Annotated in this window: 22 protein-coding genes; 10 read left to right on the top strand and 12 right to left on the bottom strand. The window is 63.4% G+C overall.

Annotation, left to right across the window (positions count from 1 at the left end):
* Together AC07VI_RS22980 and AC07VI_RS22975 are read right to left on the bottom strand one after the other, a co-directional pair.
* Entirely contained in the window at positions 1–1,122 is a 1,122-nt protein-coding gene (locus tag AC07VI_RS22980; protein WP_086147302.1) for an ABC transporter permease, read from the bottom strand.
* Between the two features lie 296 nt (positions 1,123–1,418).
* Positions 1,419–2,423, bottom strand: coding sequence for a sugar ABC transporter substrate-binding protein (locus AC07VI_RS22975; protein WP_086147301.1), 1,005 nt, complete (start codon positions 2,421–2,423; stop codon positions 1,419–1,421).
* Positions 2,424–2,724: 301 nt separating this feature from the next.
* On the opposite strand from AC07VI_RS22975, the gene AC07VI_RS22970 reads away from it, so the two are divergent.
* From AC07VI_RS22970 to AC07VI_RS22960, 3 genes are read left to right on the top strand one after another with little or no spacing between them, the layout of a single operon-like run.
* Entirely contained in the window at positions 2,725–3,591 is an 867-nt protein-coding gene (locus tag AC07VI_RS22970; RefSeq protein ID WP_099375816.1) for a MurR/RpiR family transcriptional regulator, read from the top strand.
* Entirely contained in the window at positions 3,584–4,570 is a 987-nt protein-coding gene (iolG, locus tag AC07VI_RS22965) for an inositol 2-dehydrogenase (protein ID WP_492996298.1), read from the top strand. Before AC07VI_RS22970 ends, iolG begins: the two co-directional genes overlap by 8 nt.
* 28 nt (positions 4,571–4,598) lie before the next feature.
* Entirely contained in the window at positions 4,599–5,621 is a 1,023-nt protein-coding gene (locus AC07VI_RS22960) for a Gfo/Idh/MocA family oxidoreductase (RefSeq protein ID WP_099375814.1), read from the top strand.
* A 15-nt stretch (positions 5,622–5,636) separates the two neighbouring features.
* Here the strand turns inward: AC07VI_RS22960 and AC07VI_RS22955 are convergent, their stop codons facing one another.
* On the bottom strand, positions 5,637–5,984 hold the full coding sequence (locus tag AC07VI_RS22955) for a helix-turn-helix domain-containing transcriptional regulator (RefSeq protein WP_086147280.1): 348 nt from the start codon (positions 5,982–5,984) through the stop codon (positions 5,637–5,639).
* A complete protein-coding gene (locus AC07VI_RS22950) occupies positions 5,941–6,306 on the bottom strand; it encodes a type II toxin-antitoxin system RelE/ParE family toxin (protein WP_492993651.1) in 366 nt (121 codons plus the stop codon). Before AC07VI_RS22950 ends, AC07VI_RS22955 begins: the two co-directional genes overlap by 44 nt.
* A gap of 237 nt (positions 6,307–6,543) precedes the next feature.
* Here AC07VI_RS22950 and AC07VI_RS22945 point away from each other — a divergent pair, with 237 nt between their 5' ends.
* Positions 6,544–7,761 carry a hypothetical protein gene (locus AC07VI_RS22945; protein ID WP_492993649.1) on the top strand — a complete coding sequence of 406 codons (1,218 nt, stop codon included), beginning with the start codon at positions 6,544–6,546 and terminating at the stop codon, positions 7,759–7,761.
* Positions 7,762–7,777: 16 nt separating this feature from the next.
* Here the strand turns inward: AC07VI_RS22945 and AC07VI_RS22940 are convergent, their stop codons facing one another.
* The 3 genes from AC07VI_RS22940 to AC07VI_RS22930 are packed head-to-tail and all read right to left on the bottom strand — an operon-like array spanning position 7,778 to position 11,247.
* Entirely contained in the window at positions 7,778–9,238 is a 1,461-nt protein-coding gene (locus AC07VI_RS22940; protein ID WP_086147278.1) for an ATP-binding protein, read from the bottom strand.
* Positions 9,231–9,944, bottom strand: a complete 714-nt coding sequence (locus tag AC07VI_RS22935; RefSeq protein WP_492993647.1) for a response regulator — start codon at positions 9,942–9,944, stop codon at positions 9,231–9,233. The genes AC07VI_RS22940 and AC07VI_RS22935 overlap by 8 nt, the downstream gene beginning before the upstream one ends.
* Entirely contained in the window at positions 9,919–11,247 is a 1,329-nt protein-coding gene (locus AC07VI_RS22930) for an ABC transporter substrate-binding protein (protein WP_226935562.1), read from the bottom strand. Before AC07VI_RS22930 ends, AC07VI_RS22935 begins: the two co-directional genes overlap by 26 nt.
* Before the next feature lie 356 nt (positions 11,248–11,603).
* On the opposite strand from AC07VI_RS22930, the gene AC07VI_RS22925 reads away from it, so the two are divergent.
* From AC07VI_RS22925 to AC07VI_RS22900, 6 genes are all read left to right on the top strand, one after another.
* Entirely contained in the window at positions 11,604–12,866 is a 1,263-nt protein-coding gene (locus tag AC07VI_RS22925; RefSeq protein ID WP_086147276.1) for an ABC transporter substrate-binding protein, read from the top strand.
* A gap of 111 nt (positions 12,867–12,977) precedes the next feature.
* A complete protein-coding gene (locus AC07VI_RS22920) occupies positions 12,978–13,892 on the top strand; it encodes a carbohydrate ABC transporter permease (protein ID WP_086147298.1) in 915 nt (304 codons plus the stop codon).
* 8 nt (positions 13,893–13,900) lie between these two features.
* Positions 13,901–14,740 carry a carbohydrate ABC transporter permease gene (locus AC07VI_RS22915; protein ID WP_086147275.1) on the top strand — a complete coding sequence of 280 codons (840 nt, stop codon included), beginning with the start codon at positions 13,901–13,903 and terminating at the stop codon, positions 14,738–14,740.
* Positions 14,741–14,750: 10 nt separating this feature from the next.
* Complete coding sequence (locus tag AC07VI_RS22910) at positions 14,751–15,884, top strand: ABC transporter ATP-binding protein (RefSeq protein ID WP_086147274.1); 1,134 nt, start codon at positions 14,751–14,753, stop codon at positions 15,882–15,884.
* Between the two features lie 92 nt (positions 15,885–15,976).
* The gene (locus AC07VI_RS22905) at positions 15,977–17,212 is read left to right on the top strand and encodes a maltoporin (protein WP_086147273.1); all 1,236 of its coding nucleotides are present in this window, start codon (positions 15,977–15,979) and stop codon (positions 17,210–17,212) included.
* Positions 17,213–17,311: 99 nt separating this feature from the next.
* Positions 17,312–18,334, top strand: coding sequence for a ParB/Srx family N-terminal domain-containing protein (locus AC07VI_RS22900; RefSeq protein WP_216356385.1), 1,023 nt, complete (start codon positions 17,312–17,314; stop codon positions 18,332–18,334).
* A 69-nt stretch (positions 18,335–18,403) separates the two neighbouring features.
* Here AC07VI_RS22900 and AC07VI_RS22895 read toward each other — a convergent pair whose 3' ends face one another.
* From AC07VI_RS22895 to AC07VI_RS22875, 5 genes are all read right to left on the bottom strand, one after another.
* Entirely contained in the window at positions 18,404–19,513 is a 1,110-nt protein-coding gene (locus AC07VI_RS22895; protein WP_086147272.1) for an ABC transporter ATP-binding protein, read from the bottom strand.
* A 9-nt stretch (positions 19,514–19,522) separates the two neighbouring features.
* On the bottom strand, positions 19,523–20,398 hold the full coding sequence (locus AC07VI_RS22890) for a carbohydrate ABC transporter permease (protein WP_086147271.1): 876 nt from the start codon (positions 20,396–20,398) through the stop codon (positions 19,523–19,525).
* A complete protein-coding gene (locus tag AC07VI_RS22885; protein ID WP_076573023.1) occupies positions 20,395–21,279 on the bottom strand; it encodes a carbohydrate ABC transporter permease in 885 nt (294 codons plus the stop codon). Before AC07VI_RS22885 ends, AC07VI_RS22890 begins: the two co-directional genes overlap by 4 nt.
* A gap of 115 nt (positions 21,280–21,394) precedes the next feature.
* Positions 21,395–22,648, bottom strand: coding sequence for an ABC transporter substrate-binding protein (locus AC07VI_RS22880; protein ID WP_086143001.1), 1,254 nt, complete (start codon positions 22,646–22,648; stop codon positions 21,395–21,397).
* A gap of 368 nt (positions 22,649–23,016) precedes the next feature.
* A complete protein-coding gene (locus AC07VI_RS22875) occupies positions 23,017–23,142 on the bottom strand; it encodes a hypothetical protein (RefSeq protein WP_494808824.1) in 126 nt (41 codons plus the stop codon).
* Positions 23,143–23,151 lie beyond the last annotated feature (9 nt).

Below are 23,151 nucleotides of genomic sequence, written 5' to 3'. Positions count from 1 at the left end.
TTATCTCGCTTCCGTGACACGGGCACGGACAAAGTTGTTGAACAGTACCGCGATCAGCAGCATGACGCCGAGGAAGACGCGGAACCAGTCGGAATTGATATTCGTATAAGTAATGCCGATCTGCACCACGCCGAAAATCAGCGCGCCGAAGCAGGCGCCGACGACGGAACCGTAGCCGCCCGTCAGCAGGGCGCCGCCGATGACGGCCGCGATGATGGCTTCGAACTCCTTCTGCATGCCGCGGTCGGCGGCGGCCGATCCCACGTCAAATACTTGCAATGTGGCAAACAGGCAGGCGCAGAAGGCGGTGAAGACGAACAGCGATACCTTGATGGTTTTCACGGGTACGCCCACGTTCTTGGCCGCGTTGGCGTCGCCGCCGACGGCGAAGATCCAGTTGCCGATGCGGGTGCGGGCCAGGACGAAGCCGGACACGAGCGCCAGGCCGGCCCACCAGACGATGACCTTGGGTATGCCCTTGACCAGCGGCGCGCCATTGTCGAGCGCCGTGATCCAGCCCGCCTTGGCCATCCAGGCGAACAGCGAGGTGCCCACTTCGCCATGGAACAGGGTCGTGGCCAGCCAGTCGTCGGCGGCCAGCGCGCCGATGCCGCTGACGATGGTGCGGTTGGCGAACATGATGGACAGGGCCAGGGTCAGGCCGCGCAGGATGAACAAAAAGGCCAGGGTGACGATGAACGATGGCAAGCGCGTCTTGATGACGAGGTAGCCGTTGAGCCAGCCCAGCGCCATCGAGCCGGCAAAGGCGAACAGGATGGCGGCCCACACGGGCCAGTGGAAATAGACGGAAGGAATGGCGATCATCATGCCGGCAAAGCCGATCATGGAGCCGATCGACAGGTCGAATTCGCCGGCGATCATCAAGACGCAGGCGCCGATGGCGATGATGCCCAGGTAGGCGGCCACCTGCGCCCAGTTGATCACGCCGTCCAGGTTGAACATGCCGGAGTCGCCGGCCGTCAGGATGAAGAAGGCGAACACCAGGATGGCGCCCGAGATCGAGGCGAATTCCGGGCGGCTGAACAGCCGCTTGAGCCAGCTGACCTGTCCCACGCGCTCATCAAAGCCCTGCTTTTGCGGCGGCGTGCCCGAGGCGGCCATGCCGCCCTGTTCCACGCTGAATTTCACGGTACTCATGCTATGTCTCCCTTGATTTATAGCAACCTGCCAGCCTCGACAACAATTCCAGGGCGGCAGGACCCGCGCGCCGGCAAGCTAGGCCTGCGCGCGGGGACAACAACTAAGAACACCTGTCAAAATCTACTGCGCGTCGCGATTTGCGGTCTCCGATGCTCACTGTACATTCGTACAGTTCCGCTTCTCAACCACAACTCCCATCCGCTCGCTACGGTTTTGTTAGGCGTTGTAAGGTATTGATTGAATTGAAAAGCGGGTGCTTAACGGAACTGGCCGGCGTATTTCTCCACCTTGCCGATATTGTCCTTGGTGACATAACCCGGACCGGAACCGATATGGCGCGGGCCATACGATGGCGCCAGGCCGTATTCGGCCAGGCGCGCCTTGAACTTGGCGTTATTGACCAGCTTTTCGCGCACCTTGGCCAGGTCCGTGGTCTTGTCCTGCTTCATGATGGCCAGTACGGCAACGGGGATGTAGCCTTGCAGGTAGGGCTGCTGGTCGATGGCGAACTGGATGCTGCCATCCTTGATGCCTTTCGAGATTTCATCGGACAGGTCGAACGTGGCGAACCACATCTTGCCCTTCAAACCCATCTTTTCCAGCGCCTTGAGCGAAGCGTGGGCCGAGGTGGGGCCCAGCGCCAGCACGGCCTGGGTTTTCGGGTTGTTGCGCAGGTAGGCGCTCAGCTTGCTTTCGATGGTGGTCGGATCTTCGCCCGCATCCAGGGTGGCGGCCTTGAAATCGACGCCGATGGCCTCGGCAAAGCCGCGGCAACGCTCGAACGACGACGGGTTCGTCGCGTAATGGTTGACGCAGACGAAGGACTTGATGCCGGCCGCCTTGGCTTTTTCGCCGGCGCCCTTGCCTGCCTCGTATTCAGGCTGGCCCACGTGCATCACGGCGCCCAGCTGCTCGCTTTGCGCCAGGGTGCCGGAGTTGATCGTGACAAACGGAATCTTCTTGGCGGCAACGAGGCCCAGCGGTTTTTGCAGCACGCTGAAGTCGGCGATGCTGACGATCACGCCGTCATAGTTGCGGGCCGCCGATTGCTCGACCAGGCGCGCCATGTCGGCCAGGTCGCCATTCGGCGGGTTGCGGTAGTCGACGGTGACATTGAAGTCTTCACCTGCTTGCTTGACAGAATTTTTGATCGTATTCCACCAGGAATCGGAATCGGGCGCATGGCTGATCAGCACGAATTTCTCGCCCGCCGCGTGGCTGGCGCTCATGCCCAGACCCAGTCCCAGGCCGAGTCCCAGCATGGCCAGGCTCTTCAGAAATCCCTTACGCTTATTGCTTTGCATGAATGTCTCCTTGAAGGATTGATTTTTTATAGTTGCCAGCTTTTGAAGCGTGTCAGCGGGGAACCGGACAACCGGCAAGACCCGATGCACTGCGCACAGCTTAGGCCACAAAAAAGACAAATGCAATAAAATTTTCAAAATAAATATAAATAGAAATTCGTTTCTATTTTCAGGATTCCCTCCTATAATTCTCGCCAGAACCAGCCGCATGGAATTGAGACGCCGTCGCGGCCCAGCAAGTACACCAAGGAAAGAAATCATGGCAGCCACCGCCCCCATCGAACAGCTGATGCAGCACATTGCCGCTGAATATGACAATCTGTCGCGCCAGCTGAAAGTCATCGCGCAATACATTGAAAAGCACCGCGCCAGTTTGATGCTCGAACGCATCAGCGACATCGCTAGCGCCTGCGACGTGCAGCCGTCGGCCATCGTGCGCTTCGCGCAGCGCTTCGGCTATACGGGCTTTTCCGAAATGCAAGACGTGTTCCGCCAGGCCTATACCGACCAGGCCGGCGCCACGCCCGATTACCAGCAGCGCATCCGCAAGCTCATTTCCACGCGCGACGCGGCCCTGAGCGCGGGCGACCTGACGCGCGAATTCGTCGGCGCCAGCCGCGCCGGCCTCGACGACCTGGCGGCCGGCCTCGACGACGCCCAGCTGGAAGCGGCCGTCAACCTGCTGCTGAAAGCTGAAAATATCTATGTGATCGGCGTGCGCCGCTCGTTCCCGATCGCCTCCTACATCGCCTACGCGCTGGAACACACGGACAAGCGCGTGCACCTGATTAGCGGACTGGGCGGCATGCACCGCGAACAGATGCGCAGCGTGCGCGAACGCGATGTGGCGATCGCCATCAGTTTCTCGCCTTACGGCAAGGAAACCCAGCAGTGCATCAAGGCGGCGCAGGACAAGGGCGCCAAGGTCCTGGTGATTACCGACAGCAAGCTGGCCCCGCTCGCGCGGGCGGCCGACGCGCTGCTCACCGTCACCGAGGGCAGTGCCTTCGCCTTCCGCTCGCTGACCAGCACCATCTGCCTGTGCCAGGCGCTGTTCATCGCGCTGGCATACAAACTAGAGCTCGACATCGAAGAAATCCACACCCCAGGAGAACATGATGATTGAAGTAGCGTTATTCGGCGCCGGACGCATCGGCAAAATCCACGCGGACAACCTGGCTGCCCAGCCCGGCGTGCAGTTCAAGTACGTGGTCGACGTCAACCAGGAAGCGGCGGCCGCCTTGGCCGGCCTGCATGGCGGCAGCAGCGCCACGGTGGAAGCGGCGCTGGCCGACCCGGCCGTCAAGGCCGTCGTCATCGCCTCGAGCACGGACACACACGCGGACCTGATCCTGCGCTCGGCCGCCGCCGGCAAGGCCATCTTTTGCGAAAAACCCGTCGATTTGACGCTGGACCGGGCGCGCGCCTGCGCCGCCGCCGTCAAGGAAGCCATGGTGCTGTGCATGCTGGGCTTCCAGCGCCGCTACGATCCCACCTTCAATGCCGTCAAGACACGCATCGAAGCGGGCGAGATCGGCACGCCGGAATTGCTGGTGGTTACCAGCCGCGATCCAGGCCCGCCGCCTGTCAGCTACATCAAGGTCTCGGGCGGCATCTTCAAGGATATGCTGATCCACGACTTCGACATCTTCCGCTGGATACTCGACGATGAAGCCGTCAGCGTGCACGCCACGGGCAGCTGCCTCGTCGACCCGGCCATCGGCGCGGCGGGCGACCTCGATACGGCCGTCGTCACCATCCGCACGGCCAAGGGACGTTTGTGCCAGATCAATGCCTCGCGCCGCGCCGCCTACGGCTACGACCAGCGCTTCGAAGTGCTGGGCAGCGCCGGCATGCTGCAAGCAGGCAATCACAAGCCGACGGAAGTGACAGCCTATGGTGCCGTGAACGTCAGCGTGGACAAGCCGGAAGATTTTTTCCTGGAACGTTATCGCCATGCTTACGCGCAGGAAATGGCGCATTTCTTCGACGCCCTCAGCCACGGCACGCCGCTGCGCACCACCGTCCACGATGGCTTGAAGGCCCTGGAACTGGCCGAGGCGGCCACCCTGTCGTGGCGCGAACAGCGCGTGGTCACTGTATAAACCAATAATAAAGCTATCTGGAGACACCATGTCATCCCCAACATTAAAAGTCGGCATCGTCGGCCTGGGCCGGCTGGGCCAGCGCCACGCCATCAACCTGGCGCAGCGCGTGCCGAACGCCGAAGTCGTGGCCGCCTGCAGCCCCGTGCCCGCCGAACTGGACTGGGCCGCCAGCCAGCTCGGCATCACCACCGGCTATGCCGACTACGACGCCCTGCTGGCCCATCCGGGCCTGGACGCCGTCTTTCTCGTCACGCCCACCTCGCTGCATGCGGACCAGATCATCGCCGCCTTGCGCGCCGGCAAGCACGTATTTTGCGAAAAACCGCTGTCGCTGGATCTGGCCGATTGCCTGAAGGTGGAAGCCGAAGCGGCGCGCCACCCGCAGCTGACCGTCATGATCGGCTTCGTGCGGCGTTTCGACGCCAGCTACCATGACGCGCAGCAAAAGATCGCACTAGGGCTGATCGGCAAGCCGTATCTGGTGCGTTCGCAAACCTGCGACCAGAACGACCCCAGCGGCGCCTTCATGCGCTTTGCCCCCACCAGCGGCGGCATCTTCCTCGATTGCAGCGTGCACGATATCGACCTGGCGCGCTGGCTGCTGGGCAATCCCGTGCCCAGACGCGTGTATGCGAGCGGCACCATCGCCATCCACACGGGCTTGCAGGCGTTCGGCGACGTCGACAACGGCCTGGCGACGGTCGAGTTCAGCGACGGCAGCATGGCCAGCTTCATGGCGTCGCGCACCATGGCGCATGGCCATGAAACCCTGACGGAAGTGTTCGGCACGGGCGGCCGCCTGGCCGTGGGCAGCAATCCGCGCCTGAACAGGGTGGAAATTTCCGATGCGCACGGCGTGCGCAACGAATGCACGCCGGACTTCTATGCCCGCTTCGCCGACGCCTTTTTGATCGAGGCGCAGGAATTCACGGATGCGGCGCTGGGCCGGCGCACCTTGTCATTGACCCTGCACGACGCGACGGAAGCGACGCGCATCGGCCTGGCCATGACGCAGGCGATGCGCGAGGCGCGGCCCGTGGAGTTTTAAGCCCACGCCGTGGACTCAGGCGGCCGGCGCGGGAAATGGACGTTCGGGCTGCCTGGGTTCCACGGCCAGGCGCAAGCCCATGGCATCGAGGATGGCCGTCAAGGTGGCGAGCGAGGGATTGCCCTCGGGCGACAGGGTGCGGTACAGCTGGGTGGGATTGAGCTTGGCCGCCTGCGCCACGGCCGGCACGCCGCCAAAGGCGCGCGTCAGCTGGCGCAGCACGGCCAGCAGTTCGCCGTGATCGCCATCGACGAGGATATGGTTGATCAATTCGAGGGCCAGATCGGGATCGTCGCGGTACAGTTCGGCCATCGCCTCGTCATGCGAGCGGTCTCTCGGTGGTTTGCTTAGTTCCTCTTTCATGTCCTATCTCCTTCCAGTCGTGCCAGCAGGCACAGGCGTATTCGATATCTTTCGGCTGCGTGCGCTTGTCTCCGCCGCACAGCAATAAAATGATCTGTTCGCCGGCGATGGCGTAATACACGCGGTAACCAGGCCCCGCGTCGATGCGCAATTCCCACACGCCATCATGGCAAAATTTATGGTCGCCAAAATTGCCGGCAATCATACGCAGCACGCGGCGCACGATGGCCACCCTGGCCGTGTTGTCGCGCTGGCGCTTCAGCCATTCCGTATACAAATCCCTGCCCGATGACGTCAGGTAATGGCGGATCTCGACCATCATATTCGTCCATAAACGAAGAAAAATCAAGGGGGAAAGCACGCTGATACGTAAAAGGAGGACCACGCCATCTTGCTACCAAACCCGCTCAAGCAGGCCTTGAATGTCGGGTTCACTGAACTATATCAAGATGTATTTTCCCAATTACTGTAAAGAAATGATGTGACGCGTACACGCCTCACGCGCATGCCATTGCGCTATACAATAAGCGCCTGCCCAACCGCGAAAACCAAGGCCACCATGACGAACGACGACAGCCACTCCCCCTCCCTCGCCGACGTGGCCGAACGCTACGTCAAGCTGGTCCTGGCCATGGGCCAGCACGATGCCTCGTACGTGGACGCGTATTACGGCCCGCCCGCATGGCAACAGGAAGCGGTAGAACAGCATTTAAGTTTGAGCGACATCAAAGCCGCGACAGACAAGGCGCTGGCCCTGCTGGCCGACGAACCTTGCCTGCGCGCCCTCAACCTGCGCAAGCAGTTGCAGGCCGTGCTGGCCAAGGCGGACATGCTGCAAGGCGCACGCCTCGATTTCGATACGCAAAGCGCGCGCCTGTACGACGCCGTCTCGCCCCACCACAGCCGCGCATATTACGCAGAACTGGTGGCGCAGATCGACGCCCTGCTGGCCGGCCCCGGCACGGTGAGCGACCGGGTTAACGCTTTCCGCGCGCAGTTCGTCATTCCAGCCGACAAGCTGCGCGCCGTCATGGATGCGGCCATCCGCGCGGGCCGCGAGCGCACCTTGCAGTACATCGCCCTGCCCGAAGGCGAAGATTTCGTGCTGGAATTTGTTACAGATAAACCCTGGAGCGGCTACAACTGGTACAAGGGTAACTACCAGAGCGTGATCCAGATCAATACGGACTTGCCCGTGTATATCGATCGCGCCGTCGACCTCGGCTGCCACGAAGCGTATCCGGGCCACCACGTCTACAACGTGCTGCTCGAGCGCGACCTGGTGCGCGGCAAGGGCTGGATGGAATACTGCGTCTACCCGCTGTACTCGCCGCAATCCTTGATCGCCGAAGGCACGGCCAATTACGGCATCGAACTGAGTTTTACGGAGGCGGAGCGGCTGGACTTCGAACAGCAAGTGCTGTATCCGCTGGCCGGCCTCGAGCCAGAGCTGGCGCCCCGCTATGCGCAACTCAATGCCTTGCTGGCCAAACTGAGCTACGCCGACAATGACATCGCGCGCCAGTACCTGGAAGGCAGCCTGACCCGCGAAGAAGCGCTGGAATGGCTGGTCAACGTGCGCCTGTATCCGGCCGAGAAATCGGCGCAGCGCCTGCAGTTCTACGACGCCATGGGCGCGTACGTCATCAATTACAACCTGGGCCAGGACATGGCGAAAGCGTATGTGGAGCGCCAGGGCGCCACGCGCGAAGCACACTGGGCCGCGTTCCGCGAGCTGATGTCGTCGCCGCGCGTGCCCAGCGCGCTGCTGGCCTGACGCTGCCGCCGGCGCCTTACTGCGCCGGCAGGCGGATGGTCGCTTCCAGGCCGCCGTCGCGGTGGTTGGCCAGGCTCAGCTCGCCGCCGTGGGCCTGCACGATGCTGCGCGCGATGCCGAGCCCCAGTCCCATGCCGTGCGCATTCTGCTCGCGGCCATGCTCCAGGCGCACATACGGCTGGAACAGGCTGGCGAACGCCTCTTCGGCCACGCCGGGGCCGTCGTCGCGGATGCGGATGACGATGTGCTCGCCTTCGCGGCAGGCGGACAGATGGGCAGTCTTGCCGTAAAACAAGGCATTGTCCAGTAAATTACCGATGGCGCGCTTGAGCGCCAGCGGCTTGGCCTTCACGCTCAGGCCCGTCTCCACGTAATGCACGTCGTGGCCGGCCAGCTGGGTGCCGCGCACCATGCGCTGCAGCAAGGCGTCGAGCCGCACCTCGGTGGCGTTTTCATGGATATCGCTATCCTTCACGCATTGCAGCGCCCCCTTGACCATCATGTCCAGCTCGTCGAGGTCATCGTGGAATTCATTGCGCTGCACATCGTCGTCGAGCAGTTCCGTGCGCAATTTCAAGCGCGTGATGGGCGTGCGCAAGTCGTGCGAAATCGACACGAACAGGCGTTCGCGGTCTTCCAGGTAGCGCTGGATGCGCTCGCGCATGGCGCCAAACGCGCGCGCCGTCTGCACGAACTCGCGGCTGCCCGTCTGCGGCAGGGGCGGCGGCGTCTCGCCGCGGCCAAACGCCTCGGCCGCGTCCGACAGGGCCGCCAGCGGCCGCGTGGTCCAGCGCACGACGAGGATGGACAGCAGCAGCACGGCCGCCAGCGACAGCGCCTGCAGCAGCACCCGGTCCAGGGTCCACGGGTTGCTGCTTTGCAAGAAATACGGATTCGGCATCAGCGCCGCCAGGTACAGCCAGTTGCCCGGCTCCAGCTCGGCCTGGATCACCAGCACGGGGGCCGGATTCGGCTTGAGCAGCAGGATATGCTGGACCCAGTTTTCCGGCAAGTCGCCGATGCGCGCGCCGCTGTCGGCCACCACCAGGTCGGCCGGCCAGGCGAAGCCCACGCGGTAGCCGGCCAGTTGCGGCAAATCATCCTTCAGCGCCGCGCCCACGGTCGCCACGACCGTATCGGCCAGCGCGTGGGGCGCGATTTCGCGGATGGCCAGCGGCCCCTGGTTGACGTTGACAAAGAAGCGCGTGCCGCCCATCTCGCGGAATTGCTGGATCAGGATGGGCCGGTAATTGGCGGGCAGGCTGAGAAAAAAGCGGATGGTGCTGCTGGCGCTGCGGGCCAGGTGCTGCGAGGCCATGCGCGCTTCGACGGCCGAGTCGCGGCGCAGCTGCGCGGCCCAGATCAGGTTGCCCGCCAGCTGCGTGGCCAGCACGCCGGCCACCATCACGACGGACAGGCGCCCCAGCAGCGATTGCGGCAGCAAACGCCCCGGCAGCCGTTGCGCGCGCTCAGACATGCGCACTGCTCACGTCGGCCGAAAACACATAGCCGGCGCCGCGCACCGTCTTGATCAGCATGGGCTGCTTGCCATCGTCCTTCAGGCGCAGGCGCAGCCGGCTCACCTGCACGTCGAGCGAACGGTCGAGCGGCCCCGCGTCGCGCCCCCGCGTCTGTTCGCACAGCACGCTGCGGTCGAGGATGTCGCCCGGATGCTCGACAAAATAGCGCAGCAGCTGGAAATCGAGGCCCGTCAGCTGCAGCGCCTCGCCGTCCGCGTCCGTGACCGTGCGCTCCAGCGTATCGAGCGTAAAGCCCACGAAGCGGTAGTAGCGTGGCGCCGCCGCCGCGTCGATGCCCGTGCGGCGGTGGATGGCCTTGATGCGCGCCAGCAATTCACGCGGGCTGTAGGGCTTGGCGATGTAGTCGTCGGCGCCCAGCTCCAGCCCCACCACCCTGTCCGTCTCGTCGGAACTGGCCGTCAGCATGATGATGGGCACGTTCGAGCGGGCGCGCACCACCTTGCACAGGGCAAAGCCGTCCGTGTCGGGCAGCATCACGTCGAGGATCACCAGCGACAGGCTGTCGACATGGCGGTGGAATTCGGCCAGAAAGGCGGCGCCATCGTGCGCCAGGCCCACCTCGTACTGGTTCTTTTCCAGGTAGGCCTTCAACAACATGCGGGTCTTTTGATCGTCGTCAACGACCAGGATTTTGCGCGACATGGTCTCGTCCTTTTTTATTCAACGCCTGCAACATGCTGGCGATGCGGCGCTGGGCGTCGGCCGCGCTGATCTTGTCATTGAGGAAATAGCGGTGCACCTCGGCGATGATGGCATCCTTGCTGGTTTCATCGGTGGCCATGCGGTGCACCAGGCTGGGCGCCTGGAAGGCCGCGCCGCGCGCGAACGCCTGCGCCGACGCGCGCGCACAGCTGTCCAGGCGCGACAGGTCGGCCTGGCGCAGGGCGGGAATCGAGCCCTTCACCTGGCTGTACTCGAGCTGCACGGACGGCGAAGCGACCACCTGCGCCAGCTTTTCCTGCGCGCCCTGGTGCGTGTAGTCGGACGCGAACATGGCCAGGGTATCGATGCTGTACAGGTGGTACTCGCCCGTGTCGGGCGCGGCGACGCAGCCGAACACCTCGTCCGTGGCGCGGCCCCAGGCGTTCAGCTCGCCCTTCGCCCAGTCGCCCATGATGTACATGGCCGCCTCGCCATCGCCCACCTGGCGCGCCATCTCGGGCCAGCTCTGTTCGCGCAGCGGCGCCGCCATCCATTGCTTGAGCGACCTCAAACGCTGCAAGGCGTGCCGCAGGCGGGGGTCGGCATACGCCTCGGCCTTCTTCTCGACAAACAGGGCGCGGTAGTAGGCGGGTCCCGATTCGGCCAGCACCAGCGTCTCGAACAGCGTGGCCACCTGCCACGCTTCGCTGCTTTGCGCCAGCGGCGTGACGCCGGCCTGGCGCAGTTGACCGGCCACGCGCTCGAAGTCGCTCCAGCTGCGCGGCACGGCCAGGCCCAGGCGCTGGAAAATCTTGCGGTTGTAAAACAGCGTATTGATGCGGTGGATGCCGGCCGGCACGCCCATCGTATGGCCGCGATTCTGCAGCAGGCCCCACACGGCGGGATACATGGCTGCGCGCCAGTTATTGCTGGCGGCGACGCTGTCGAGCTGCAGCAGCAGGCCCAGGTCGCTCCACTCGCCCAGGGTGTAGCCGATCAGCTGCATGACTTCCGGCGAATTGCCGGCCAGTACGCGGCTCTTCAGCACCTTGCCAGCGCCGACGCCGGCGCCGCCCGCGATGCCCGCGTCGCGCCACTCGACGCCTTCCTGCGCCAGGCGCGCCACCAGCACGTCGGCCGCGCGGCGCTCGCCGGTCGAGGTCCACCAGTGCAGCACCTGCAGCGGCTCGGCCGGCACGGCCGCGCCGGTCCACATCAGCGATAGCAGCGCCAGCGCGGCCACGCCGCGACGGCGGGCGGCCCCGGCATGGCGGTCGGCGGTGCTGCGCGGTGGCGTCTTCAATACTGTCCCCTTGTTCTTGTCGCGACAAACTATAGCCCAACTACAAAACAGCGGGTTGGTAATTTAGTCCCCTGATTTGTAAAGAAACGTGAGCTTTTGTTGCGCCATCTTGCACGACGCCCGGGCCGTCCCGCCCGCCCGACGCCCCGCGCGGCGCGCCACGGCAGCGGCCGACGGTAAGGAAAGGTAAGCAAGCGGCACCTGCGCATTTCAATATTATCCTTTGAAATCAACAAGATAAGAAACGATCGTCAGCGCAATGCCGGGAGCTGGCGTCACATTTCCCCCGATGCTACTGTCCGCCAACTGCAGCGTAACAGGCAGCCAAACAAGACCAACACCAACAAGGAGACATCATGCGATTGCATGCACAAGGCGGCGTGGCCGCGCGCAACACATTGCTGGCCCTGCTGCTGGCCAGCGGCACGGCGCAAGCGGGCACGCTCACCATCGAAAGCTGGCGCGTGGACGACAAGACCCTGTGGGAAACGGTGCTCATCCCCGCTTTCCAGAAAAAGCATCCGGGCATCGAGATCAAGTTTTCGCCCACCGCCCCCACCGAATACGATTCCACGCTGAACGCGCGCCTGAGCGGCGGCACGGCCGGCGACTTGCTGGCCTGCCGCCCGTTCGACGTCTCGCTGGCCCTGTACAAGCGGGGCCAGCTGGAAAAGCTCGACGGCAAGGCCGGCATGGACAATTTTCCCGCCTCGGCCAAGGTGGCGTGGCAGACGGACGATGGCAAGGACACCTTCTGCATGCCGATCGCTTCCGTCATGCATGGTTTCCTGTACAACAAGAAAATCTTCCGCGAATTGAAACTGCAGCCGCCCGCCACGGAAGAGGAATTCTTCAAGGTGCTGGAGACGGTCAAGCGGAGCGGCAAGTATGCGCCGCTGGCGCTGGGCACGGCCGACCAGTGGGAAGCGAACCAGGTGGTGTTTACCAGCATCGGCGCCAATTACTGGAAGGGCGAGGATGGCCGCAAGGCACTGATCGCCGGCAAGGCCAAGTTTACCGATCCGCAATTTGTTGCCGCCTGGGAATATGAAGCCCGGCTGGGCAGCTATCTGTCCAAGGGCGCCAGCGCACAAACCTATGGCGACAGCCAGAACCAGTTCGCGCTGGGCAAGGCCGCCATCTATCCGTCCGGCTCCTGGGACATCGCCTATTTCAAGCAGGATCCGGAACTGGAACTGGGCGCCTTCAACCCGCCCGTGCGCAAGGCCGGCGACAAGTGCTATATCTCCGACCACACGGACATCGGCATGAGCGTCAACAAGAAGTCGAAGAACAAGGAAGACGCCTACAAATTCCTGGCCTGGCTCGGTTCCCAGGAATTCGCCGACATCTACACCAACAAGGTGACGGGCTTCTTCTCGCTGTCGAACCATTTGATTTCCATCAAGGATCCGCTGGCCAAGCAGATGAACGGCTGGCGCGCCAGCTGCGCCTCGACCATTCGCCTGAACGCGCAAATCCTCAACCGGGGCGAACCGAGCATGGAAAACGAGCTGTGGAACGTCAACGCCCAGGTCCTCAACGGCAAGCTGGCGCCGAAAGACGCGGCGCGCCAGATCCAGGCCGGCTTTGCCAAGTGGTACAAGCCGCAGCAGTAATCCCCCCATCCTCCCCCCGCAACCGGCCTGAGCAGTGCGATGCAGCGGCCCGGTGGCGCGGTTTTGCCGGCGGCCCCGCCGCCGGTGTTTTTATTCGTCTGGAGTTTCGCCGTGAAGAAAGCTTTCCCGTGGCACGTGGCCGTGTTCCTGGCCCCGGCGCTGATCATCTACTCGCTGTTCAGCGCCCTGCCCCTGGCCGACACCCTGCGCCTGGGCCTGTACACGAGCGATGAGGGCGGCCGCCACCATTTTGCCGGCCTGGCCAACTACGCCACCATCCTGTTCGACCCGCAATGGTCGCAAAGTTTCTGGAATGCAATGTGGAACAACTGCAAGTTTTTCCTCATCCATATGCTGCTGCAGAATCCCATCGGCCTGCTGCTGGCCACCCTCTTCAGCCTCAAGGGTTTGAAGGGCGAGCGCAGCTATCGCACCCTGATCTTCCTGCCCACCCTATTGTCCGTGGTGATCATCGGCTTCATCTGGCAGCTGATCCTGTCGCCGCTGTGGGGCGTGGGCCAGTCGCTGATGGATGGCGTGGGCATCGGCAGCTATTTCGCGCCATGGCTGGGCCAGGAGTCGACGGCCCTGCTGACCATCGCGCTCATTTCTGTTTGGCAATACATCGGCATCCCCATGATGCTGATCTATGCGGCCCTGCTGGCCGTGCCCGAGGAAATCATCGAGGCGGCCCACGCGGAAGGGGCCAGCGCCATGCGCATCTTCTGGCAAATCAAGCTGCCGCTGATCTGGCCCACCCTGGGACTGGTGACCATCCTGACCTTTGTCGCCAACTTCAATGCCTTCGACCTCGTGTACTCCGTGAAAGGCGCGCTGGCGGGGCCGAACTACGCCACCGACATCCTCGGCACCTTCTTTTACCGCACCTTCTTCGGTTACCAGGCCCAGCTGGGCAGCCCCACCATGGGCGCGGCCGTGGCCACCATGATGTTCCTCGTCATCCTCGTGGGCGTGGGCGTGTATTTCTTTTTCGTGCAGCGCAAGCTGACACGCTACGAACTGTAAGGGCCGCCATGCGCAACGTTTCCACCCGCCCCCTGGGCCGCGCCGCCGTGCACGTGATCCTGGCCGGCTACACCATCATCGCCCTGTTCCCCATCGTCTTGATCCTGATCAACTCGGTCAAGACGCGGGCCGCCATCTTCGACAATCCGCTGGCCCTGCCCACGCCCGCCACCTTTTCCCTCGTGGGCTTTCACAAGGTGCTGGCCAATTCGGACTTCCTGCTGTATTTCGGCAACAGCCTGTTCGTCACCCTGCTGTCGCTGCTGCTGATCGTGCTGTTCGGCGCCATGGCGGCCTGGGCACTGTCCGAATACACGTTCACGGGCAACCGCCTGCTGACCCTGTACCTGGCGCTGGGCATCATGATTCCCATCCGCCTGGGCACGGTGTCCATCCTGGAACTGGTGGTGCGCCTGGACCTGATCAACACCCTGACGGCGCTGGTGCTCGTGTACACGGCGCAGGGCTTGCCGCTGGCCGTGATGATCCTGTCCGAATTCGTGCGCCAGGTGCCGCGCGAACTGAAGGATGCGGCGCGCTGCGACGGCGTGGGCGAATTCGCCATCTTCTTCCAGGTGATCCTGCCCCTGATCCGTCCCGCCATCGCCACGGTGGCCGTGTTCACCATGATTCCCGCCTGGAACGACCTGTGGTTCCCGCTGATCCTGGCGCCGTCGGACCGCACCAAGACCGTCACCCTGGGCGTGCAGCAATTCATCGGGCAATACGTGACGGACTGGAACTCCGTGCTGGCGGCGCTGTCGCTGGCCGTCATTCCCGTGCTCGTCATGTACGTCATTTTCTCTCGTCAACTGATCCGCGGCCTGACGTCCGGCGCGGTCAAATAATAGGTGCACCATGGCCCATGTAAGCCTGCAACAACTGAGCAAATCCTACGACGGCCACAACAACGTGCTGGCCGGCATCGACCTCGACATCCGCGACGGCGAATTCGTCGTGCTGGTCGGCCCTTCCGGCTGCGGCAAATCGACCTTGCTGCGCATGCTGTGCGGCCTGGAAAGCATTTCGCACGGCACGCTGTCGATCAGCGGCAAGGTCGTCAACGACCTGGCGCCAGCCGAACGGGGCATCGCCATGGTCTTCCAGAGCTATGCGCTGTATCCGCACATGAGCGTGTTCCGCAACATGGCCTTCGGCCTGAAGATCGCCGGCGCCGGCAAGGACGACATCGCCCGGCGCGTGCGCCACGCGGCCGCCATCCTGAAGATCGACCACCTGCTCGAACGCCTGCCGCGCGAACTGTCGGGCGGCCAGCGCCAGAGGGTGGCCATCGGCCGCGCCATCGTGCGCGAACCGCAGCTGTTTCTGTTCGACGAGCCGCTGTCGAACCTCGACGCTGCCCTGCGCGTGCAGACGCGGCTGGAAATTGCCAAGCTGCACCGCCAGCTGAACGCCACCATCGTGTATGTGACGCACGACCAGGTCGAGGCAATGACCCTGGGCGACAAGATCGTCGTCATGCATGGCGGGCATATCCAGCAGGCGGGCACGCCGCTGGAACTGTACCAGCAGCCGGCCAACCGCTTCGTGGCGGGCTTCATCGGCGCGCCCATGATGAATTTTTTCGAGGGAAAAGTCATTGCCGCCGAGGAAGATGGCGTGCGCGTGGCCCTGGCCAGCGGCCAGGAAATCACGGCCCTCGTCGATCCGGCGGGCCTGCGGGCGGGCGATGCCGTCACGGCGGGCCTGCGGGCCGAACACATCCTGGAGAACGGCGGCGGCAGCGCCCGCTTCCAGGGCGTCGTCAGCCTGGTGGAACACCTGGGCGAGGCCAATTTCATCTACCTGACCCTGGACAACGGCCAGGAACTGGTGATACGCGGCGACGGCAACAACCGCGTGCCGCTGGGCCAGCCGTTCACGGTCTCGGCCGCCAGCAGCGCCTTCCACCTGTTCGACGCGCAGGGCGTGGCGCGCACGCGGCGCCAGCCCGGCAACCTGATTTCATCGAAACAGAATCTGGCCGCCTGAGCCTTCCCGCCCAGGCGGCCGCCCCGACTGGATCGGCAGCGATCCGGCACGACGTGCCCAAGCACGCATTTCAATAACGACAAGGAGATTGTATGCAACACCCGATCAAGACTTCGCTGGCCCTGGCCTGCACCGTGCTGCTCGCCGGCGGCGCCGCCCACGCCAGCGATGCCGAAGGCGAATACCACGGCTACTTCCGCGCCGGCCTCGGCTCGAGCACGGACAGCCGCGGTCCGCAAAGCTGCTACGGCCTGGGCGGCAACACCATGCGCTACCGGCTCGGCAACGAATGCGACACGTATGGCGAATTCGAATACCAGAAGGAAATGGCCAAGTCGCCCAATGGCGTCAGCTTCGTCGGCCACGTCATGGTGGCCGCCTACACGCCCAGCTCCGCCGTCAGCGATTCGGACCTGAGCATGTCGAAGATGTACGTGGAAGCGAAAAACATACCCACGCTCAACGGCGGCACGGCCTGGATCGGCAAGCGCTACTACATGCGTCCCGACATCCACATGCTCGACTTGCAATATATCAATATGAACGGCACGGGCGGCGGCATCGACCAGTACAAGCTGGGACCGGGCCGCATCAGCTATGGTTTCTTCAAGGATAACGACAAGCCCGGCAACTCGGCCATCCGGCAAAACCTCGTCTACCAGGGCATCCCCGTCAACCAGGACGGCACGCTGGAAGTGCTGACCACCCTCATCACGCCCGACAAGAAGGACAGCACCTCGCACAGCGGCTGGCAGGCCACCGTGCTGCACAAGCAGGATAAAGTATGGGGCGGCGCCAATACCTTCGGCATCCAGTACGGCGTGGGACCTGGCACGGGCGCCGGCGGCCAGTGCTGCGACCGCATGGGCACCACGGGCTCGATCCGCAACGGCAGCGACGTGACGCGCTTGCGCATCTTCAATTCGCTGTGGATACAGCCGACGCCCGAGTGGAGCGCGGAAATGGTGGCCATCGTACAGCGCGACAAGTCCGACGTCTCGGGCGGCAGCTCGACCTGGACCAGCCTGGGCGTGCGCCCCGTGTATGCCGTCAACGACAACTTCAAGCTGCAGTTCGAGCTGGGCACGGACCGCGTGACCTCGCCCACGGGCGGCGCCGCGCAGCGCCTGACCAAGCTGACCTTCGCGCCCACCCTGACGGCGGGCAAGGGCTACTGGTCGCGCCCGGAGCTGCGCGCCTTCGTCACCTACGGCAAATGGAACGACGCCGCCACGGCCGCCGTCAACAAGGCCAACGAGTCCGGTCCCGTGTACGGCAACGGCACCAGCGGCACCTCGTTCGGCCTGCAGGTGGAGACGTGGTTTTAAGAAACTGCCTTGATATAGCGCAGTGCATGCGCCTGCGGGACTGTGCAAAATCGCGTGCCGCGCTATGCTGCATGCCATACCGTTCATTTCGGAGGTCGCATGCACGCCGCATTTCCACGGGTCGCCGCCGCGCTGGCCCTGTCTTTTGCCAGCATGGCCTGGGCGCGGGATGCCGCCGTCGCGCCCGCCCTCAGCGCGCGCCAGCAGGCGCTGATGGCCACCGTGGTAGGCAGCGCCGCCCAGCCGCGCATCCTGCAGGTGAGCCTCGATGAACTGCATCCCACCCAGCCGGCCATCGGCTACGACCAGGTGTACTACAAGCTGGGGCGCTATGCGGCCGAAGAAAAGCACATCGCCGACATCGCCAAACCGAAGAAATTCGCCGACCTGTGCGAAGCCAATGGCCAGGGCGACGTCCTGTCCGGCACGGCCAGCGTGGCCGGCGCCACCCTGAGCGCGCCACCGGCCGGCTACCGCTGCAAGGCGGCCGTCGGCAGCCGTCCCGACGACATGAAGACCGTCGTCATCGGCCCGCGCGGCACCGTGTACCTGACGGACGGCCATCACACGTTTTCCACCTTCCGCGATGCCGACGGCGGGCGCAACGCGCAGCTGAAAGTCTGGGTCAAGGTCAGCGACAATTTCAGCGCCCTGGACGAGGCGGCCTTCTGGACCCGCATGCGCGCGCAAAACAAGGTGTGGCTGAAGAACGGCCGCAACCAGGCCATCACGCCGCAGCAGCTGCCGTCCGCCATCGGCCTCAAATTCCTGGGCGACGACCCCTACCGCTCGCTCGTCTACTTCACGCGCGACGTGGGCTATGAGCCGCCCGGGCACGCCACGGAATTTCTCGAGTTTTACTGGGCCGACTGGCTGCGCGGCAAGCCGGCGCCGGACCTGGCGCACACCGACCTGCTGGACCGCGCGGCGTACGCCAACGCCATCTTGCAAGCGGCGCAGGCAATGGCGGCGCTGCGGCCCGGCGACATCGTCAGCGGCGGCAAGCGCGCGGCGGAGCTGGGCGCGCTGGACAAGGTCGACCGCGCAACGCTGGAAGAATTGACGCAGGACAAAGGCAAGCTGAGCTACGCCATCGCGTACAGAAAATCGCTGGCGCACTAAGCGCGGCGCAAACGACAACGGCCCGCCTGTCACTGGACAAGCGGGCCGCTTTCTCTGGGGCAGCAGCGCTTACGCGATGCGTTCGCCGTTGGCCGGGTCGAACAGGGCCGCCTTCGACAGGTTGAACGACAACTGCATGGTCTGCCCCGGCAGCACGGCTTCGCGCGGGTGCGTGCGGCAAGTGACGGCGGCGCCGTTCAGGCGCGTCGTCAGCAAGGTGTCGGGGCCGGTTGGCTCGACCAGGTCGATCAAACAGCCCAGTTCCTGGCCCACGTCGCCGTGCGCGCTGCTCATGTCCGTGATCTGCTCGGGACGCACGCCCAGGATCACGTCGCGGCCCGCATAGCTGCGCAGCTTGTCGGCCGCGAACGGCAGGGCCAGGCGCAGGCTCTTGCCCGCGTTCTCGATGGCGACAAACACCTCGTTGCTCTCGATGACAGGCTTGACGGTGATGAAGTTCATCGATGGCGAGCCAATGAAGCCGGCCACGAACAGGTTGGCCGGATTGTCGTAGATTTCCTGTGGCGTGCCCAGTTGCTGCACCACCCCATCCTTCATGACGGCGATCAGATCGCCCATCGTCATCGCCTCGATCTGGTCATGCGTGACGTAGACGATGGTCGCCTTCAGGCGCTGGTGCAGCAGCTTGATCTCGGCGCGCATTTCCACGCGCAGCTTGGCGTCCAGGTTCGACAGCGGTTCGTCGAACAGGAACAGCGAGGGCTTGCGCGAGATGGCGCGGCCCATGGCCACGCGCTGGCGCTGGCCGCCCGACAGCTGCGCCGGGCGGCGCTCCAGCAAGTGCGTGATCTGCAGCGTTTCGGCCACGCGGGCGACGATTTCTTCCTGCTCCGCCTTCGGCACTTTTTTCACGTTCAGGCCAAACGCGATGTTTTCGCGTACCGTCATCGACGGGTACAGCGCATACGACTGGAACACCATGGCGATGTCGCGGTCCTTCGGCGGCAGGTCGTTGACGACCTTGCCGTCGATGAGGATTTCGCCCGAGGTGACGCTTTCCAGGCCGGCCACCATGTTGAGCAAGGTCGATTTGCCGGAGCCGGAGCCGCCGACGAGGATCAGGAACTGGCCATCCTTGATTTCGATGTCGATGCCCTTGAGGACTTCGACGCCATTCGTGTACACCTTGCGGATGCTGCGTATCGATAAACTGGACATATTCTTTCCTTAACCTTTGACTGCGCCTGCGGTCAGGCCGCGCACAAAATAACGGCCTGCGACCAGGTAGACCAGCAGGGTCGGCAGCGCGGCAATCACCGCGGCGGCCATGTTGACGTTGTATTCCTTCACGCCCGTGGACGTGTTGACCAGGTTGTTCAAGCCCACCGTGATCGGCTGCGAATCGCCGCTGGCAAACACAATCCCGAACAGGAAGTCGTTCCAGATCTGCGTGAACTGCCAGATGATGCAGACGACGAAAATCGGACCCGAAATCGGCAGCACGATCTTGCGGAAGATCAGGAAAAAGCCGGCGCCGTCGATGCGCGCCGCCTTGATCAGCTCTTCCGGCACGCCGATATAGTAGTTGCGGAAGAACAAGGTCGTGAACGCCGTGCCGTACACCACGTGGACGAAGACCAGGCCCGTGGTGGTGTTGGCCAGGCCGAATTCGCCCAGCAAACGCGCCATCGGCAGGATCACCACCTGGAACGGGATGAAACAGCCCACCAGCAAGGCGGCGAACAGGATTTCCGAGCCGCGGAAGCGCCAGTGCGCGAACACATAGCCGTTGAAGGCGCCCAGGAAGGTCGAGATCAGCACGGCGGGAATCACCATCTTGATCGAGTTCCAGAAGAACGGCTGCATGCCGTCGCAGGTGACGCCCGTGCAGGCCGAGGACCAGGCCTTGGCCCAGGAATCGAACTGCCACACGTGCGGCAGTGCCAGCAGGTTGCCGCTGCGAATCTCGTCGAGCGACTTGAACGACGTCGACAAGGTCACGTACAGGGGCACGATGTAGTACACCGCGAACAGGATCAGCAGCAGGTACAGCACCACCCGCCCCAGGGTGAGTTTGTTGTTACGTGTAGGAGTGTGTGTCATCTCATCGCCTTTGCGCTGCGCGTTTCCAGGTACATCAGCGGCACGAGCACGGCCACGATGGTGGCCAGCATCATCATTGCCGATGCCGAGCCCAGGCCCAGCTGGCCGCGGGTGAAGGAAAACTGGTACATGAAGATGGCCGGCACGGACGACGAGTTGCCAGGTCCGCCAGCCGTCAATGCGATGACCAGGTCGAAGCTCTTGATGGCGATGTGCGCCAGGATCAGCAGCACGCTGAAGAACACGGGACGCATGGCGGGAATCACGATGCGCCAGTAGATCGTCGGCAGGGACGCGCCATCGACTTGCGCCGCCTTGATGATTTCATCATCGATGCCGCGCAGGCCGGCCAGGAACAGGGCCATGACGAAGCCGGACGACTGCCAGACGCCGGCGATCACCACCGTGTAGATGGCCATGTCGGAGTTCACCAGCCAGTCGAAGGTGAACGAGGTCCAGCCCCAGTCGTGCATGACTTTTTCCAGGCCCAGGCTGGGGTTGAGCATCCATTTCCAGGCCGTGCCGGTGACGATGAAGGACAGCGCCATCGGATACAGGTAGATGGCGCGCAGCGCGCCTTCGGCGCGGATTTTCTGGTCCAGCAGGATGGCCAGGAACAGGCCGATGGCGATGCTGCAAGCGATGAACAGGACGCCGAAGATGCCGAGGTTCTTGAGCGAGGTCCACCAGCGCTCGTTGTCGAACAGCTCGACGTATTGCACCAGGCCGGCGAACTCGTAGTTCGGCATCAGCCGCGATTCGGTCAGCGACAGCCAACCGGTCAAAAAGATAAAACCATAGACGAATACCAGGCTGGCGATGAGCGTGGGGCCCAGCACCATCTGCGGTATCCATCGGTCGAATTGCTTGCGTATGGACATAGGACAGCCGTAGAAGTAAAACTGCGTGTGGCGCGCCCCTGGGCGACAGCCAGGGCGCGCGCCTGCGATGCATGCGATGCAGAACGCGCCGGCGGGAGTGCCGGCGCTGTCGTGATTACTTCACTTTTGCCGCTTTGGCCAGGGCGGCAACCGCGTCTTTCGAGCTCATGTTGGTATTCATGAACTTGGCGATGACGTCGGTCACGGCGCCTTGCGTGGCCGATGGCAGCGCCATGCCGTGCGCAAACGATGGCACCAGGCCGCCGTTCTTGTTGGTGGCGTCCATGTCTTCCATCGATTTCAGGGCGCAAGCGTCGAACTTGTCCTTCGATACGCCGGAACGCACGGGGATGGAACCCTTGTTCAGGTTGAAGATCGACTGGAACTTCGGATTCATGATGGCGTTGGCCAGGGCGATCTGCCCTTTCTTCGCATTCGCATCCTTTTGCGTGAACATGGCAAACGAATCGATGTTGAAGGTGTAGGCCTTGTCCGTGCCCGGCGCGGCCACGCACAGGTAGTCCTTGCCCGGCACCTTGCCGGCGGCGGTGAACTCGCCCTTGGCCCAGTCGCCCATGAACTGGAAGCCGGCCTTGTTGTTGATGACCATGGCGGTGGCCAGGTTCCAGTCGCGGCCGGCCGCATCCTTGTCGATGTAGGTCTTCACCTTGCCCAGGGTGTCGAACACCTTGAGCATGGTCGGACCGGTCAATTCCTTCTGGTCCAGCTTGAGGATGGCCTTCTTGTAGAATTCCGTGCCGCCCACGCCCAGCGCGACCGATTCAAACACGGTGGCGTCCTGCCAAGGCTGGCCGCCGTGGGCGATGGCGATGCCGCCCGATTTCTTGATCTTCTCGGCCGCGTCGAAGAACGCATCCCAGGTGGTCGGGGTGGTGGCCACGCCGGCTTTTTTCAGCACTTCAGGGTTGACCCACATCCAGTTGACGCGGTGGACGTTGACGGGGGCGGCGACGTAGTGGCCCTTGTACTTCATGATGTCGGCGACGACTTTCGGCAGCACGGCATCCCATTTTCCTGGAATGGCGGCATCATCGATATTGGCCAGCACGCCTTCGGCGCCCCATTCCTGGATCGACGGGCCCTTGATCTGGGCGGCCGTTGGCGGATTGCCGGAAATGACGCGGGTCTTCAGCGCGGTCGCGGCGTTTTCGCCAGCGCCGCCGGCCACGGCGAAGTCTTTCCAGCCGAAGCCGCTTTCCTTCACGATTTGCTGCAACTGGCCCACGGACTTCGCTTCGCCGCCGGAGGTCCAGTAGTGCAACACTTCCACGTCGGTCGCAAACGCGCTGCCGGCAAACGCCAGGGTGGTCAATGCGGCCAGTTGGGTAATCTTGAATTTCAGTTTCATCTCCACATTCCTTTTTTGATCAAGCTTTTAGGGGGCTTCGGCATACGGGGCCGAAAAAGGTAATAGTGCGCCTGTGCCGGCGCTCTTGTGCTCAGACCCGCTTGCAAACGGGCATCATCTTGGTGTAAAGACGGCGCCGCGATCCATGACATGACTACATTGCATTTATATCACGGGACGGCGCCAAAAACGCATCCGCGAAGGATGCGCCAGGTTGATCTGCATTTACAAACATCAACACTGAACAAAACCGTCGCGCGCGGCACTCATGTGCGTCCCGCAAGCGCAGCCTTGCTAGAACGCGGGGCGCCGAGCCGGTGAGCATCGCAGGCCGCACAGCACGCCGCGCAGCAGGTTCGGGTCGGTGTTTAGAACCAGGTTTCCACCTGGAAACCGTACGACGTGCCGCTGGTATTGTTGTTGTACACGGGACCGGAGTTGTTCGACGCGTTGACCGAGGCGGTGGCCGCATCGTTCCATTTGCCATAGGTCACGAAAGCGCG

It is taken from the genome of Janthinobacterium sp. GW821-FHT03A03, from assembly GCF_059421435.1.
This window is presented reverse-complemented; position numbering and strand designations above follow the sequence as displayed.